14 protein-coding genes are annotated in these 13,903 nt (G+C 67.7%); 12 read left to right on the top strand and 2 right to left on the bottom strand.

Features of this window, described 5'->3' with window-relative positions; genetic code table 11:
- Positions 1-75 precede the first annotated feature (75 nt).
- Genes ACT9TC_RS02935 through ACT9TC_RS02895 form a run of 9 tightly spaced genes read left to right on the top strand, consistent with a single transcriptional unit; the run spans position 76 to position 8,388 of the window.
- The gene (locus tag ACT9TC_RS02935; RefSeq protein ID WP_458041951.1) at positions 76-489 is read left to right on the top strand and encodes a PulJ/GspJ family protein; all 414 of its coding nucleotides are present in this window, start codon (positions 76-78) and stop codon (positions 487-489) included.
- Positions 486-1,019 carry a hypothetical protein gene (locus tag ACT9TC_RS02930; RefSeq protein WP_458041950.1) on the top strand — a complete coding sequence of 178 codons (534 nt, stop codon included), beginning with the start codon at positions 486-488 and terminating at the stop codon, positions 1,017-1,019. The genes ACT9TC_RS02935 and ACT9TC_RS02930 overlap by 4 nt, the downstream gene beginning before the upstream one ends.
- Positions 1,010-2,662 (top strand): pilus assembly PilX family protein, encoded by a 1,653-nt coding sequence (locus ACT9TC_RS02925; RefSeq protein WP_458041949.1) that lies wholly within the window; start codon positions 1,010-1,012, stop codon positions 2,660-2,662. Before ACT9TC_RS02930 ends, ACT9TC_RS02925 begins: the two co-directional genes overlap by 10 nt.
- The gene (locus ACT9TC_RS02920; protein WP_458041948.1) at positions 2,659-3,501 is read left to right on the top strand and encodes a prepilin peptidase; all 843 of its coding nucleotides are present in this window, start codon (positions 2,659-2,661) and stop codon (positions 3,499-3,501) included. The genes ACT9TC_RS02925 and ACT9TC_RS02920 overlap by 4 nt, the downstream gene beginning before the upstream one ends.
- Before the next feature lie 52 nt (positions 3,502-3,553).
- Positions 3,554-4,603 (top strand): type IV pilus biogenesis protein PilM, encoded by a 1,050-nt coding sequence (pilM, locus tag ACT9TC_RS02915; RefSeq protein WP_458041947.1) that lies wholly within the window; start codon positions 3,554-3,556, stop codon positions 4,601-4,603.
- Entirely contained in the window at positions 4,600-5,316 is a 717-nt protein-coding gene (locus tag ACT9TC_RS02910) for a hypothetical protein (RefSeq protein ID WP_458041946.1), read from the top strand. The genes pilM and ACT9TC_RS02910 overlap by 4 nt, the downstream gene beginning before the upstream one ends.
- The gene (locus ACT9TC_RS02905) at positions 5,313-5,996 is read left to right on the top strand and encodes a hypothetical protein (RefSeq protein ID WP_458041945.1); all 684 of its coding nucleotides are present in this window, start codon (positions 5,313-5,315) and stop codon (positions 5,994-5,996) included. Before ACT9TC_RS02910 ends, ACT9TC_RS02905 begins: the two co-directional genes overlap by 4 nt.
- 9 nt (positions 5,997-6,005) lie before the next feature.
- Positions 6,006-7,148, top strand: coding sequence for a type IV pilus twitching motility protein PilT (locus ACT9TC_RS02900; protein WP_458041944.1), 1,143 nt, complete (start codon positions 6,006-6,008; stop codon positions 7,146-7,148).
- Position 7,149: 1 nt separating this feature from the next.
- Positions 7,150-8,388 carry a type II secretion system F family protein gene (locus ACT9TC_RS02895; protein WP_458041943.1) on the top strand — a complete coding sequence of 413 codons (1,239 nt, stop codon included), beginning with the start codon at positions 7,150-7,152 and terminating at the stop codon, positions 8,386-8,388.
- 114 nt (positions 8,389-8,502) lie between these two features.
- Here the strand turns inward: ACT9TC_RS02895 and ACT9TC_RS02890 are convergent, their stop codons facing one another.
- Positions 8,503-10,170 carry a GspE/PulE family protein gene (locus tag ACT9TC_RS02890; protein WP_458041942.1) on the bottom strand — a complete coding sequence of 556 codons (1,668 nt, stop codon included), beginning with the start codon at positions 10,168-10,170 and terminating at the stop codon, positions 8,503-8,505.
- A gap of 105 nt (positions 10,171-10,275) precedes the next feature.
- On the opposite strand from ACT9TC_RS02890, the gene ACT9TC_RS02885 reads away from it, so the two are divergent.
- The 3 genes from ACT9TC_RS02885 to ACT9TC_RS02875 all read left to right on the top strand — a co-directional run bounded on the left by ACT9TC_RS02885 (position 10,276) and on the right by ACT9TC_RS02875 (position 13,112).
- Positions 10,276-11,178 carry an IS982 family transposase gene (locus tag ACT9TC_RS02885; protein ID WP_458041326.1) on the top strand — a complete coding sequence of 301 codons (903 nt, stop codon included), beginning with the start codon at positions 10,276-10,278 and terminating at the stop codon, positions 11,176-11,178.
- Positions 11,179-11,340: 162 nt separating this feature from the next.
- A complete protein-coding gene (locus ACT9TC_RS02880) occupies positions 11,341-12,396 on the top strand; it encodes a YihY/virulence factor BrkB family protein (RefSeq protein ID WP_458041941.1) in 1,056 nt (351 codons plus the stop codon).
- Positions 12,393-13,112, top strand: coding sequence for an NAD(P)H-hydrate epimerase (locus tag ACT9TC_RS02875; protein ID WP_458041940.1), 720 nt, complete (start codon positions 12,393-12,395; stop codon positions 13,110-13,112). The genes ACT9TC_RS02880 and ACT9TC_RS02875 overlap by 4 nt, the downstream gene beginning before the upstream one ends.
- Positions 13,113-13,165: 53 nt before the next feature.
- On the opposite strand, the gene ACT9TC_RS02870 is transcribed toward ACT9TC_RS02875, so the two are convergent.
- Positions 13,166-13,900 (bottom strand): glutamine amidotransferase, encoded by a 735-nt coding sequence (locus ACT9TC_RS02870; RefSeq protein ID WP_100812889.1) that lies wholly within the window; start codon positions 13,898-13,900, stop codon positions 13,166-13,168.
- Positions 13,901-13,903 lie beyond the last annotated feature (3 nt).

The following is a 13,903-nucleotide window of genomic DNA, read 5'->3' as shown; positions in this document are numbered from 1 at the left end:
CAGCATCGAACGTGGGTGCGGGGCGTCGCTGACGCTCCGCACCCACGTCGTCAGTTCTGAGGATGTGGGAGAGACATGCCTCGTAAGAATCAAGATGACAGCGGCTTCAGCCTCGTCGAGCTCGTCATCGCGATGTTCGTGTTGGCGGTGCTCTCGCTGGCAGTGCTGCCGCTCCTCGTCGGCACCACGGACGTCAGTGCGCGAAACCGCGATTCGCTGGCGGCGACCGGGTTCGCCAATGACCTGCTCGCCACGGTCCAGCAGGACTACCCGGCGACCCCGGGCGACGTCACCACCAGCTGCCTCGCGCTGCGCGCCCTGCAGACCGCTCCGCCGGTCCTCGATCCGGCGAGCGGTTCGGAAGCGAGCCTGACCGTCGGCGCCTGCCCTGCGGTGTTCCCCGCTTCCGTTCCCGTGACTGTCACCGTGTCACAGGGTGGCGAGGTCGTCACCGCCGTCACGACCCGGGTCCGGGTGGGCGCGGCATGATCTCTCGATCCGTCAGGGACGACGCCGGCATCTCGCTCGTCGAACTCATCATCATCGTCGCAGTGCTGAGCGTTCTCGTCTCGCTCTTCGCCGTCACCTTCGTCACAGGCCTGACCACCCAGCAACAGACCGCCGAACGCAGCGCGGCCACGGCGCAACTGAACGCGGCGACCACGTCGATCACCGAGTCGGTGCGGGCGTCGGCCGACGCGAGGGTGTCCGCCTCGGGGCAGCGATTGGACGCAAAGGTGCTGCTCACGGACGGCGGCACCTGGGAGTGTCGCGCCTGGCAACTGCAATCCGGTGAGTTGCTTTACAGCGCGGGCACCACCGCGCTGCCGAGCGCCGACGCGTCATGGGCGTCGCTCACCTCGGGCGTTGAGGGAAACCTGAGCGCCGCCGCCGCCTTTGAAGAGAGCGGGACGAGGATCTCGCTCGGCCTGGAGATCACGCGAGGCGAAGTGAAGGTCGCCGTCACCGACGGCGCCCTCTCGCAGGTCATCTCGGCGGGGGGCCCGGCATGCTGGTGAACCCTCCGCCCGCCTACGCGCGCACACCGCGGCATGATGACGCCGGATCCGCCCTGGTCTCGGTGCTCATCATCATGCTTGTGTTGACCATCGGGGGACTCGCCGTGAGCACCGTTGTGGTCAGCAACACGGGCATGCTCGCGAGTTCGAGCGACCGCACGAAGGCCCAAGCCACGGTCGATGCCGCGATCGCGGCTCAGACGAGCCGCCTCGAAACGGGAGAGCTGCCGTGCGACGCAGCCTCAGCCAGTGACCACGTCGATGGCGCGGGCAGTCCCACGTACGACTACACCCTCGTCTGCGGCGACGGCCTCGCCACGCTCAGCGCGACTGCGCGGGTGGGCAACGCCGAGGTCGCCCGACAGGCCATCTTCAGCGTCTCGGGCGGATCTAAGCCGCCGACCGCGGGCGGACCGGGATTGTTCTACACCTATGGTCTGAACACGCGCCTGAACTCGTATGTCTTCGACGACGTCAACAGCGAGGTCGGCATCGACGAGTTCGTCGGCTCCGCCGGCGTGTACGCGTCGGCGGGCAAGATCGAGTGCGGTTGGGGCTCCGTTTTCCCGGGAGATGTGTACACCAAGGTTGGCGACCTGCAGATCGACTCGGGCTGCCTGGTTCAGGGCAACGCGTACATCGGCGGCACGGCCAACATCAACGGCGGCACGGTCGAAGGCAGCCTGGTCGCGCCCAAGAACGCCAATCACAACATCGCCGGAACCGTCGGCAAGGCCAGCGGCACCGAGGGCAACCTCTTCCTCGGCGGCACCCTCACTCTCAACAGCGGGACGGTGTACGGCAGCGTGAGCGCGTCAGGTTCCGGGGCTAGCACACTCGGCAGCGGGACCATCTACAAGAACTTCCGCTACGTGGGCAGCTACGGCATCTGGGGCACCCCGGCGAAGACGATCGTGAAGGGAACGATCCTGAAGGACACCGCGCTGGCCGCACCGACCCTTCCGGAGATCCCCGATTGGCAGGACGTGACGTTCACCCCGGTCAACGCGACCACGCCGCCGGCGGCGTGGGCCGAAGAGGGATACAAGCTGACCACCGTCACGGGCGACGCCTGTGCGAAGTGGTCCGGCAACTCGGCCGATGTCACGTCGGTCGCGGGCGCGCTGACGAGCAAGATGATCTTCGACATCCGAGCGTGCACCGGAAACTTCGACACCAACGCCGGCGACGCGAAAAAAGACGTCAAGATCAATAGGGACATCGCGATCATCGCGAACCGGTGGTTCCTGTCGGGTACGAAGTTCTCGAGCGCAGACGGGAATCCCCACACGATCTTTCTGATCACGCCGGATGGCAATCCCGCCGCCGCCGGTCCGCAGTGCACGAGTCCCGCGACCGACTCGCAGCAGCTCAATGACTCGACGGTCGAGTCGAAGATCGCGGTGTACATCTATACCCCGTGCCTGATGAAGTTCAACAGTGGCACCGCGACCTTCAAGGGTCAGGTCTACTCGGGGCAGCTGTCGTTCGGCGGCGGCGTGAAGGTTGCCTTCGCGCCGCGGAACATCCCGGGCTACGACTTCGGAAAAGACATCGAGCCCTGGCCGGGTGGCGGGGGCGGAGGCAGTTCTGACCTGATCTTCGCACTGCTCTCCACCCACGACATCGGGGTGGCGCCATGACCGCACTCACCCCCGCCGCGCTGGGCCTGGTCGTCGCATTCGCGGCCATCTTCGGCCTCGTCATTGGCTCGTTCCTGAACGTCGTCGTCTACCGCGTGCCCGCGGGCATTCCGCTCACCCGCGAGAGCCGCTGCCCGAACTGCGACGCGCCGGTCCGGCCGTGGCAGAACGTGCCGGTACTGTCGTGGGTTGGTCTGCGCGGACGCTGCGCGTCGTGCCGCACACCCATCTCACCCCGGTATCCGCTCGTAGAAATGCTCACCGCGCTGGTCTTCGCGGGCGTGGCGTGGTACTTCGCCGCCCCGGCGATGGCAGACTCCGCCGGCGCACCGCCCGCCGCGGTGGTCGTCGCAGTCGCCTACCTTTACTTCGCGGCGATCAGTGTTGCGCTCGCCCTCATCGACCTCGACACCCGCCGGCTGCCCAATGCGATCGTGCTGCCGAGCTACGTCGTGTCGCTGGTCCTGCTCGCGCTGGCCTGCGTGCTCGGCGCCGACTGGGGGGCCCTCCTGCGGGCCGTCATCGCGATGGCGGTGCTGTTCGCCTTCTACGCCATCCTGCGGGCGATCCGCCCCGACGGCATGGGCGGCGGCGACGTCAAACTCGCCGGCCTCATCGGCATCCAGCTCGGCTGGCTCGGCTGGGGGAGCGTCGTCGTCGGAGCGTTCGCGGCCTTCCTCCTCGGCGGCGTGTTCGGTGTCGTCCTGCTGCTCGCGCGCCGCGCCGGCCGCCGCACGGCGATCCCCTTCGGACCGTGGATGCTCGTCGGCGCCTGGGTCGGAATCGTGGCGGGCGAACACATCGCCCGCTGGTACCTACAGCTCTTCATCGGCGCATGAGCGCCAAGCCAGCCCGTCCCGGGCGGATCCATATGGAAAGGGAGGACCGACGATGACCAAGACCATCGTGGGACTCGAGATCACCGAGCAGAGTGTGCGCGCGGTCGAGGTGAGCGGCGGGCGGACGCCCACGCTCCTCGCAGCGGGCGAGGTGCCGCTGCCGCCGGGTGCCGCGCGGGATTCCGAAGTGCTGGATCCGGACGCGGTGGCCGTCGCGATCCGTCAGCTCTGGAGCCGCGCGGGCATCAGCGGCAAGCGCGTCGTGCTCGGCATCGGCAGCCGGCGGGTGCTCGTCCGCGAGTACTCGACCCAGGCGATGAAGCCCGAGCTGCTGCGTCAGTCGCTGCCGTTCCAGGTGCAAGACCTGCTGCCGGTCCCCGTCTCGCAGGCGGTGCTCGACTTCTATCCGTACGCCGAGCAAGACGGGCAGGTTCAGGGTCTCCTCGTCGCCGCCGTCGCGGAGACGATCGAGACGCTCATCGCGACGCTCGCCAAGGCGAAACTGTCGGTGGATGTCGTCGACCTCGTGCCGTTCGGGCTTGCGCGCGTCTCATCCCGTATCGGGCGGCCCGGCGAGGCGACAGCGATGGTGCACATCGGGGACCACACGAGCTATGTCGTCGTCTCGGTCGACGGAGTGCCGCGGTTCGTGCGCATCATCCCGCTCGACATCCCCACCGCCGCGGTACGCGCTCGCGCCCACTCGGCAACCCTTCTGGAGGTCGTGCCGACCGAGCCCGAACTGGCGCTCGCGGGGGCGGGAATGGCCACCGCGCCCGGGGCCGTCCGCGGAAGGTCTATGCTCCGCGCGCAGGCGGAAGCGGCACCCGCGGTCGCGGACTTCGCGGCGCGAGTCCGCAGCACACTGGCGTTCTACCGCGGCAGGCCCGGGGCGACGCGCATCACAACCGTATGCGTGAGCGGCGCGGGTCTGGCAGCCGAGGGGATGCGTGGAGAGCTCGCGAGAGTGCTCGACGTCGCGCCGCAGGCGGTCACGGCACACGCGATCCTCGCAATGAGCGGCACGGGCGACCCTTCGACGGATCTCGACCTCAACCTGGTCTCGACGATCGGGCTGACCCTCGGAGAGGTGAACCGATGAAGCGTCTTTTGCCCACCACGGCCTCCGTGGGGATCCCGCGGGTCAACCTCATGCCTCGCGCCGAGACCGAGCGACGCGAGCGCGCCGCCTTGGCGGTCCGGTGGGGCTTCGGTCTGCTGGCGGCTCTGCTCGCCGTCGCGATGCTCGCGGGCGGTGCGTTCTGGCTCAAGTGGAACGCCGACCAGCGGCTCGCCGCCGAACAGCTGCGCACGTCTGCGCTGCTGACCGAGCTCGCCACGCTCTCCGAGGTAAGTCGCGCGATCGCGATGAGCACCGAACTCGAGACATTCCGCGCAAACGCGATGGCATCCGACCTCGTGTGGTCCGACCTCTTCACCTCGCTGGCCGAGGCCCTTCCGTCCGGGGTGGTGGTGACGGGCTTCGACCTCACCGTCGGCGGCGCGCCGACGATACCCGCAGCCTCTGCGGAGACGGCCGAGGGCGACGCCGCTGGTGCGGACGCCGCAGTGGCCGGCGCCGACGCCGACCTCGCGCTCAGCGGAACGCTGGAGCTGCGCAGTCAGACGCCGATCGACGTCGCCCCGGCGGTGCGTGCCCTCCGTGATGTCGCGGGGGTCGTGCAGGTGGACCCGCTGGAGATGACGACTGAGCAGGTCGGCGAAAGCGACGCGACCACCTACATCTACCGACTCCGGACGGCTTTCGACCAGTCGCTTTACACGGGCGCGTACGCCGGGGAGGCCCTCGGATGAACATCCCGAAGCAATTCATGAATCTCATCGGCGGCATCCTGGTGCTCGCCGTCCTGGCGGCCGGCGTGTTGCTGCTGGCACTGCCGTTGTTCGGGCAATCGTCGGCGACCGCGACCGACGCTGACCTGGTGGTGCAGACGAACGCGACGTACGAGACGCAGATCGCCTCGCTCCGCGAGCGCGAGGCCGATATGGACGAGATCGAAGACACCGTCGCCGAGCTGCGTCGCGAGATCCCCGCGGACCCGCGACTCGATGACGTCTTCGAGGTCGTCGCAGCGGCCGCGCAGACGGCCGGTGTGAGCATCCGGACCGTCACGGTCGGCGACACGTCGGCGTGGGCGCCGCGCCCGGCACTGACCTCTGCCTCGGTCCTCACGAGCGCCGAGGCGCCCGCAGGCGAGTCGGCTCCCATCCCCGAGGCCACGACCGACGGCACCCTGCCCGCGGATGCGACGGAAGCCGAACCCACGGATGCGGCACCGGTGGATGATCCACAAACCCAGGTCGCCTTCACGATCACCCTGACGGCTCCGAGCCCGGCGCAGGCCGAGAGATTCATCGACGCGCTGGGGGAGGGCACCCGATTGATCGGGATCGTCCATTCATCGCTGACCTCCAGCACCGACACCTACGACCTGACGGTGAACGCCCTGGCGTTCGTCCGCACCGAGAACTGAGGCCCGCTCATGTCCGACACCTCCGCCTTGGACGCCATCCTCTCCGCCGCGGCGACGGCGCGCGCCTCCGACGTGCACCTGACGTCCGGCCGCCCGGCCCTGATGCGCGTGGACGGGGACCTGGCCCCGATTCCGGGATTCTCCGATCCTCTGTCAGCCGAGTGGGTCGAGCGAGCGGTGCTCTCCATCATGTCGAGCGCTCAGGCCGAGGACTTCGCAACGCACGGCGAGGTCGACCTGTCGTACGCCTCGACGAACCTCGGGCGCTTCCGCGTCAACGTCTTCCGTCAGGTCGGAGCGGTTGCGGTGGCGCTGCGCTTCATCTCCACGCGCGTGTCGTCGCTCGCCGAGCTCGGTGCGCCCGCCATAGCCCGGGACCTCGCGCTGAAGCCGCGCGGTCTCGTCCTGGTGACGGGTCCCACGGGTTCGGGCAAGTCGACGACGCTCACGGCGATGGTCGACATCATCAACAGCACGCTGCCCGCCCACGTCATCACGATCGAGGATCCGATCGAGTTCCAGCACACCAGCCGCACGGCTCTCATCCACCAGCGCGAGATCGGCTCCGACACGGCGTCGTTCTCCGAAGCCCTCCGACGCGTTCTGCGTCAGGACCCCGATGTGATCCTGATCGGCGAGTTGCGGGACGCGGTGTCCGTTTCGACCGCGCTGTCCGCCGCAGAGACGGGGCACCTCGTGCTCTCGACCCTGCACACGCAGAGCGCGGCGAAGAGCATCAACCGCATCGTCGACGTGTTCCCCGCGCACCAGCAGGACCAGGTACGCACCCAGCTCGGCGACACGCTGCAGGGAATCATCAGCCAGTCGCTGCTGCCCCTCGCACAGAGCGAAGGCCGCACGATCGCGACCGAGGTGCTGGTCAACACTCCCGCCGTGGCGAACATGATCCGCGAGAACCAGATCGCCCAGATCTACTCCGCGATGCAAGCAGGCTCGGCACTCGGCATGCACACCTTTGACCAGGACCTCAAGCGTCTCGTTGAGAGCGGCACCATCTCGGAGAAGATCGCGCGGACGTACGCGGCTGACGAACGGACCCTGGACGGCGTGCGGGTGCGCCCGCGCGATCTGGATGCCGAGGCGTGGATGTCGCACGCGGGCGAGCGTCAGCTGTCCGGATGGGGGAACTGACATGCCCGTTATACAGGAGTACAACTACCGCGCGGTCGACGGATCCGGCGGCGCGATCGTCAAGGGCACGATCGAGGCGTCGAGCGAGAACGCGGTCGTCGCGAAGCTGCGCGTCCAAGGACTGACCCCGGTCTCGGTCGTCCCCGTCTCGAAGACTGGCCTGAACCGGGATGTCTCGGTGCCGGGCCTCCGCAAGCGCGTCAAGGTGGCGGAGCTCGCGGTCATGTCCAAGCAGATGGCGGGCCTCATCAACGCCGGGTTGCCGCTCATGCGCACGCTTGCCATCCTGATCGAGCAGACCGAGGGCAAGCAGCTGCAGAGCGCTCTGGTGTCGGTGCACGCCGATGTCGAGTCCGGCTCGTCGCTGTCGACGGCGCTCGCGAAGCATCCGGATGTCTTCCCGCCGCTCATGATCAGCATCGTGCGCGTGGGCGAGACGGGTGGATTCCTCGGTCAGGCGCTGACGTCTATCGCCGAGACCTACAGCAACGAGGCGGAGCTGCAGAACAAGATCCGAACGGCGACGACATACCCGATCGTGGTGCTCGTGATCGCGATCGTCGGCGTGCTCGTGATGGTCACCTTCATCGTGCCGATCTTCAAGAACATGTTCGCGGGAATCGGGTCCGAACTGCCGCTGCCGACGCAGGTGCTCGTCACCCTCTCGGAGAACATGATGTGGCTGCTGCCGCTGTTGGCAGTCGCGGTGATTGCTGCGTGGATCTGGTGGACGCGGAACCGGACGACGGAGCGTGTGCGCAAGGTGGTTGATCCGCTCAAGCTCAAGATGCCCGTGTTCGGTCCGCTCGCGACCAAGATCGCGGTCGCCCGCTTCGCGCGGAACCTGTCGATGATGTTGCAATCGGGTGTGCCCCTCGTGCAGGCACTCTCGATCGTCGGTCAAGCCTCGAACAACTTCGTGATCGAGAGCGCCGTCCGTGACATCCAGGACTCCATCAAGCAGGGGCGCTCATTCGCCGTCCCGCTCACGAAGTCCGGCGTTTTCCCGCCGATGGTCGCTCAGATGGTGTCGGTGGGTGAAGAGTCCGGAACGCTCGCCGAGATGCTCGCCAGCATCGCGGACTTCTACGAGAACGAGGTTCAGACCGCGACCGACCAACTCACCGCGACGATCGAGCCCGTGCTGATCGTCGGCATCGGCGTGCTCATCGGCGGCATGGTCATTTCGCTCTATCTCCCGATCTTCTCGCTGTACGGCGAGCTCGGCCAATCCGGCTGATCAGAGTTCGGCTGCCTGTGTCGCTCTCCCCTTCGCAGAACAGCCGAGCCGCTCCCGGTCGTCGCTACGCGGCGGCCGGGAGCGAACACCCCATGGATCCAGACAACTCCGCCGTCAGATCGAGACGCGCAGAACTTCTTCGATCGTGGTCAGGCCCTGCGTGACCTTGCTCCAGCCGTCGTCCCGCAGCGACGTCATGCCGGATGCGAGAGCCACCTGGCGCATCTCCGTTCCCGTCGCGCGCGCCACGACGAGTTCTTCGAGCTCTTCGGTCAGAACCATCACCTCGTGCAGCGCGATGCGACCGCGGTAGCCGGTGCCTGAGCACGTCGGGCAGCCGTTCGCGCGGAACAGCTCGGGCGGGTCGGTGGGGTCGTGCGGGAACCCGAGCGACGTGAGCACGTCGCTCGTCTCGGTGAGGGGCAGACGGCACTTCGTGCACAGGCGTCGCGCCAGTCGCTGGGCGACGACAGCCGTGAGCGCGGTCGCGACGAGGAACGGCTCGCAACCGATCTCGACGAGTCGCGTCAGAGCGCTCGGCGCGTCGTTCGTGTGCAGGGTCGAGAGCACGAGGTGCCCGGTCAGGGATGCCTCGATCGAGATGACGGCGGTCTCGTGGTCACGGATCTCGCCCACGAGCACGATGTCGGGGTCGCTCCGCAGGATCGATCGGAGGGCGGCGGCGAACGTGAGGCCGGCGCGGTTGTTGACCTGCACCTGGCTGACGCCCGCGATGCGGTACTCCACCGGATCTTCGACCGTGATCGCGTTGACGCGCGGGTTGGCGACGTCGCGCAGCGCAGTATAAAGAGTGGTGGACTTGCCCGATCCGGTCGGGCCCGTGACGAGCACCATGCCGTGCGGGCGATGGATCGCCTTCTCGAACCGGGCGAGGTTGCCCGCCGACATGTTCATGTCGGTCATCGCCATGGATTGCCCGGTGTTGTCGAGGATGCGCATGACGATCTTCTCGCCCCACACGGTCGGCAGGGTCGCCACGCGCAGGTCGATCTGGCGTCCCTCATGGTGCACCGAGAGGCGACCGTCCTGGGGACGGCGACGCTCGGCGATGTCGATCGACGACATGATCTTCAGGCGCGAGATGATGCCGTCCTGAATGCCGCGGTCGGCTCGCTGCATCTCGTGCAGCACACCGTCGATGCGGAACCGGACAGTCAGCTGATGCTCGCCGGGTTCGACGTGGATGTCGCTGGCGCGGTCGTTGATGGCCTGGGCGATCAGCAGGTTGACGAATCGCACAACCGGGGCGTCGACATCCTGATCGTCGAGGGTCTCGGTGAACGACAAAGTTGACGTCTGATTCGTCTCGCCGATCTGCTCGGACAGATCGCTCAACTCTTCGTCGGAGCGCAGGTAGCGCTCGAACGCCTGCCGCAGCGCGTCGGCGGCGACAACCACGGGTTCGACGCGCAGGTCGGTCACGCTCGTCACATCGTCGATCGCGATGATGTCGGTCGGATCGACCATCGCCAGGATCAGCCGGTTTCCCGCACGCTCGAGAGGAAGGATGCGATAGCGGCGGCTGAGCGAACCGGGAACCAGAGCGATCGTCTGCGGATCGAGCACCGCTCCCGATATGTCGACGGCGCGGTGACCGGTGTGTGCGGCGACGGCCTCGGCGAGTTGCCACTCGGTCACGACGCCTTCGTCGACCAGGTGACGCTCGAGTTCGCTGGTGTCCCCGAACCGCGCCACGGCCTCGGTCATCTGGGCTGCGGTGACCGCGCCCGTGAGCACCAACGTCTGATAAATACCGCGCACGTGTGTACACCTCTCCTGCCGCGCTCCATCCTAGATGAGTGAGTCCGTTTGGCTGGGTCGGCGTGGATGCTGTTAATCGCAGGCGGAGGGTGTTAACCCCGGTGTGTGAAAACTGAACTCAACACCCTCCTGATCACACTCTACGTCCACCTCGATGACCGGATCCTGCCCGCGATCGGCTTCACCCGCGATCACCACCCGGGCCGCAAACCCGCCCTCAACGACGCGGAATTGCTCTGCCTGCTGGTCGCGCAACACCTGCTCGGGATCGCGTCGGATCGGAAATGGATCCGATACGCGCACGCTCACCTGAAGGGCATGTTCCCGAACCTGCCCGGCCAGTCCGGGTGGGGCAAACGCGTCCGCCAATCCACCGGGCTTCTCTCTGCGGTGATCACCGAGCTGGCCCGTGACACCCCGTCCTGGGGTGAGATCACCCGGCTGGTGGACTCGACCCCGCTACCGTGCGGGAAATCGCGGGAGACCGTGAAACGCTCAGACCTCGCCGGGCACGCCGACTACGGATACTGCGCATCCCACTCCCGATACTTCTGGGGCTTCCGGCTCTATCTGATCTGCACTCCCGACGGAATGCCCGTGATCTGGGGACTCGCGAGCCCGAAGATCGGTGAACGCGAAGCCACCCAAGCGATGCTCGACCACGACCGACACCTCATCCAGCCTGGACAGGTGATCGTTGGCGACAAAGGCTTCGCTGGGAAGCAGTTCGAGGACTTCGTCACCAACGACCTCGGCGCGCACCTGATCCGCCCCGACCGCAAAGACGAGACCCCCAGGTTCGGGAAACTCGGCAGCATCCGACAATGGGTCGAGTCCGTGTTCGACACCCTCAAAGGCCAACTCACCCTCGAAGACCACGGCGGCAGAACCCCCGCAGGCGTCTACTCCCGCGTCGCCGCAAGACTCCTCGCCCTCGCCGCCGGCATCTGGCACAACTGGCTCACCAACGCCCCCGCCAAACGCTCCCTCATCGCCTACGACCACTGAACCAAACGGACTCACTCATCTAGGGGCGAGGGTGTGCGTGGCCCGGTGCGCGCGACGCCATTGCCACCGCGGCGTCCGGGATCGGTTGGTCGGATGAGTGTGAGCGGATGTCTCGGCTGTCAAGACGCTGCACGGTAGCGTGTGCGCGATTAGCCTGACCTGATGGCCGACACCGAAGCCTCCGCGCAGGCGCCCCGACCACCCATCGCCCGGATCATCGCGTGGGCATTGCAGCGCAAGCCCATCCGCGCATTCCTTCTCTACTCGGAGCACCGCGGACCGATGCTCGCCGACAGCATCACCTACCGCCTGCTGTTCGCGGTCTTCGCGGCCGTCCTGCTCGGGTTCTCGATTGCGGCGCTGTGGCTCTCGGGCGATGCGGTCGCGTGGCAAGCGCTTCTGAACGCGGTCAACTCGGTCATCCCCGGTCTCGTCGGCGAGGACGGGCTGGTCGATCCATCCGACATCCAAGCTCCTGCCGGCCTGAGTCTGACGGGTGTGCTGTCGTCGATCGGTCTGATCGGTGCGGCGATCGGTTCCGTGGGTCAGGTGCGTTCCGCGCTGCGCTCGCTCGCCGATCAGCCCAACGAAGACATCTTCATCGTCTGGGCGCTGCTGCGGAACCTCGCCGTGGCGGTCGGTGTGGGCGTTGCCCTCGTGGTCGCTGCGGGCGTGACATTTTTCGGCACTGCCCTGGTGGATGTCGTCGGTGGATGGTTCGGTTTGCCGGCCGATCATCCGCTGTCCTCCTGGGGAACGTGGCTGCTGTCGGCGGTCGTCGTCTTCGTGCTCGACACGCTGGTCATCGCCGTCATGTTCATCGTGCTGTCCGGCGTCAAGGCGCCGAAGCGAGCACTCTGGACCGGCGCGCTGATCGGCGGATTCGGGCTCGTCGTGCTCCAGCAGTTGTCGGGCCTGTTCGTCGGGGGAGCGCGCGCCAACCCTCTGCTCGCTTCGTTCGCGGCGCTCATCGCCCTGCTGCTCTGGTTCAACCTCTCGAGTCAGGTCATTCTGATTTCTGCGGCCTACGTCCTGACCGGCATCGAGGATGATCGAGATCGCGTGCGCTCGCGATACGGCGCCCCCACCTTCCTCGCGCGGCGCGTCCGGCGCTCGGAGATCGCACTGGAGGCGGCGAAAGCAGAGCTCGACCGAGCCCGCGAAGACGAAAAGAAAGAGCGCGAAGCGGCGCTCGCCGAACCGAAGGGAAAAAAATGAGCGACATCGGCGTCCTCACACCCGCCTACTCGGCCCTAGCGGTCCGTGCCGCGGAGCAGCCCTTATTGGAGGCGGGTGAGCCCCTCATGGCCCGAGCCGCCGCGGCCACAGACGCGTGCGTTCACGACCTGCTCGAGGCATCCGTTGAACCCGCGGGGCCGGTCCTGGTGCTCGCAGGCACGGGCAACAACGGCGGGGACGCGCTCTTCGCGGCGGCCTCGCTCGCGGCCTCGGGCGTGCGCGTGGATCTGCTGCTGACGTCCGACCGCGCGCACAGTGAGGGGCTGGGTGCCGCCCGCCGCGCCGGTACACGGTGCGTCGGTCTCGACGACGTGCGCGCCGGCGCCGCCGGCTATCGCGTGATCGTCGACGGAATTCTGGGGATCGGTACCTCCGCCGCGCCTGCTTTGCGCGGCATTGCTCGCGCCGCCGTCGAGACGCTGATTCCCGCGGTCCGATCGGGCGCCCCCGACCGGCCGCGCGTCGTCGCGGTCGACCTGCCGAGCGGGCTGCACCCCGACGACGGTTCGGCGGACGATGCCGTCCTCCCGGCCGATGTCACCGTGACCTTCGGCGCCCTGAAGGCCGGCCTCGTCCGGGGACGCGGGCCCGAGTTCGCGGGCGCGATCCGGCTCGTCGACCTAGGGCTCGGCCCGGCCCTCGCGCGCGTGCGGCCCGAGCTCGAGACATCCGTGCCCGTCCGCCTCGTGGCCTGACCGCTCGCGGGCCTCAGCGCTCAGCCGCCGTCGTAGCGCTCGGCTTTTCTTGTTCAGTCGCGCGCGTAGCGCTCGACGAAGGTCCGGAGCATCCGTGACGGATGCGACACCGGCGCCGTGCGCACCGCCGCCAGGGTCAGCTCGAGTTCGTGCGCGGCGAAGTATCCGTGGCCCGCGTATGCGTGGATGCGCGTCGTGATGCCGTCGACGTCGAGTTCGGGATGGAACTGCGTTGCGTAGACGTTCTGTCCGACGCGGAAGGCTTGGACGGGACATCCGGCCGAGGATGCCAGGTGCACGGCGTGTGCGGGCAGTCGCGACACCGCCTCTTTGTGTCCGACGAACGCCCCGAACTCTGTCGGTAACCCCGCGAAGAGCGGGTCGCGCGCGCCCTCATCGGTGAGTGTGACCGGCACGACGCTGATCGGCTCACCGAACGTTCTGTCGATCACCGCGCCCTCGTGCGCGCCCAGTGTGCCGATGCCGTAGCAGGCCCCGAAGAACGGGAAGTCGGCCGGAACGACCCGGTCGAGCAGCGTCGCGAATTCCGCCTCGACGCGTTGCTGCACCGGCGATTTCGCTTCGGGCGCGTCCGAAGCGTTGAACGGGCCGCCGCCGACGATGATGCCCGACAGAGAGTCGAGATCCAGAGCGGGCATCGGCCCGGCCTCCAGCCGCACCCGGATCAGATCGCGCTCGTCGAGCCCGGCGGCGCGCAGCATCGCGGCGTACTCCTCGTCCGCGGGCAGGTCCTCGGCCCGCGTGGCGAGCAGCACAAACGGTCGCACGGA

Source organism: Microbacterium sp. HM-570, from assembly GCF_054165885.1.
Note: the sequence above shows the minus strand (reverse complement) of the source record. Positions and strands in the feature narration are given on the sequence as shown.

What these genes read in the sequence shown, in the direction of transcription:
- ACT9TC_RS02920 (WP_458041948.1), top strand. Translation starts at nt 2,659, where the DNA reads ATGACCGCACTCACCCCCGCCGCGCTGGGCCTGGTCGTCGCATTCGCG.
- ACT9TC_RS02925 (WP_458041949.1), top strand. Translation starts at nt 1,010, where the DNA reads ATGCTGGTGAACCCTCCGCCCGCCTACGCGCGCACACCGCGGCATGAT.
- ACT9TC_RS02895 (WP_458041943.1), top strand. Translation starts at nt 7,150, where the DNA reads ATGCCCGTTATACAGGAGTACAACTACCGCGCGGTCGACGGATCCGGC.
- ACT9TC_RS02910 (WP_458041946.1), top strand. Translation starts at nt 4,600, where the DNA reads ATGAAGCGTCTTTTGCCCACCACGGCCTCCGTGGGGATCCCGCGGGTC.
- pilM (WP_458041947.1), top strand. Translation starts at nt 3,554, where the DNA reads ATGACCAAGACCATCGTGGGACTCGAGATCACCGAGCAGAGTGTGCGC.
- ACT9TC_RS02905 (WP_458041945.1), top strand. Translation starts at nt 5,313, where the DNA reads ATGAACATCCCGAAGCAATTCATGAATCTCATCGGCGGCATCCTGGTG.
- ACT9TC_RS02880 (WP_458041941.1), top strand. Translation starts at nt 11,341, where the DNA reads ATGGCCGACACCGAAGCCTCCGCGCAGGCGCCCCGACCACCCATCGCC.
- ACT9TC_RS02930 (WP_458041950.1), top strand. Translation starts at nt 486, where the DNA reads ATGATCTCTCGATCCGTCAGGGACGACGCCGGCATCTCGCTCGTCGAA.
- ACT9TC_RS02900 (WP_458041944.1), top strand. Translation starts at nt 6,006, where the DNA reads ATGTCCGACACCTCCGCCTTGGACGCCATCCTCTCCGCCGCGGCGACG.
- ACT9TC_RS02935 (WP_458041951.1), top strand. Translation starts at nt 76, where the DNA reads ATGCCTCGTAAGAATCAAGATGACAGCGGCTTCAGCCTCGTCGAGCTC.
- ACT9TC_RS02875 (WP_458041940.1), top strand. Translation starts at nt 12,393, where the DNA reads ATGAGCGACATCGGCGTCCTCACACCCGCCTACTCGGCCCTAGCGGTC.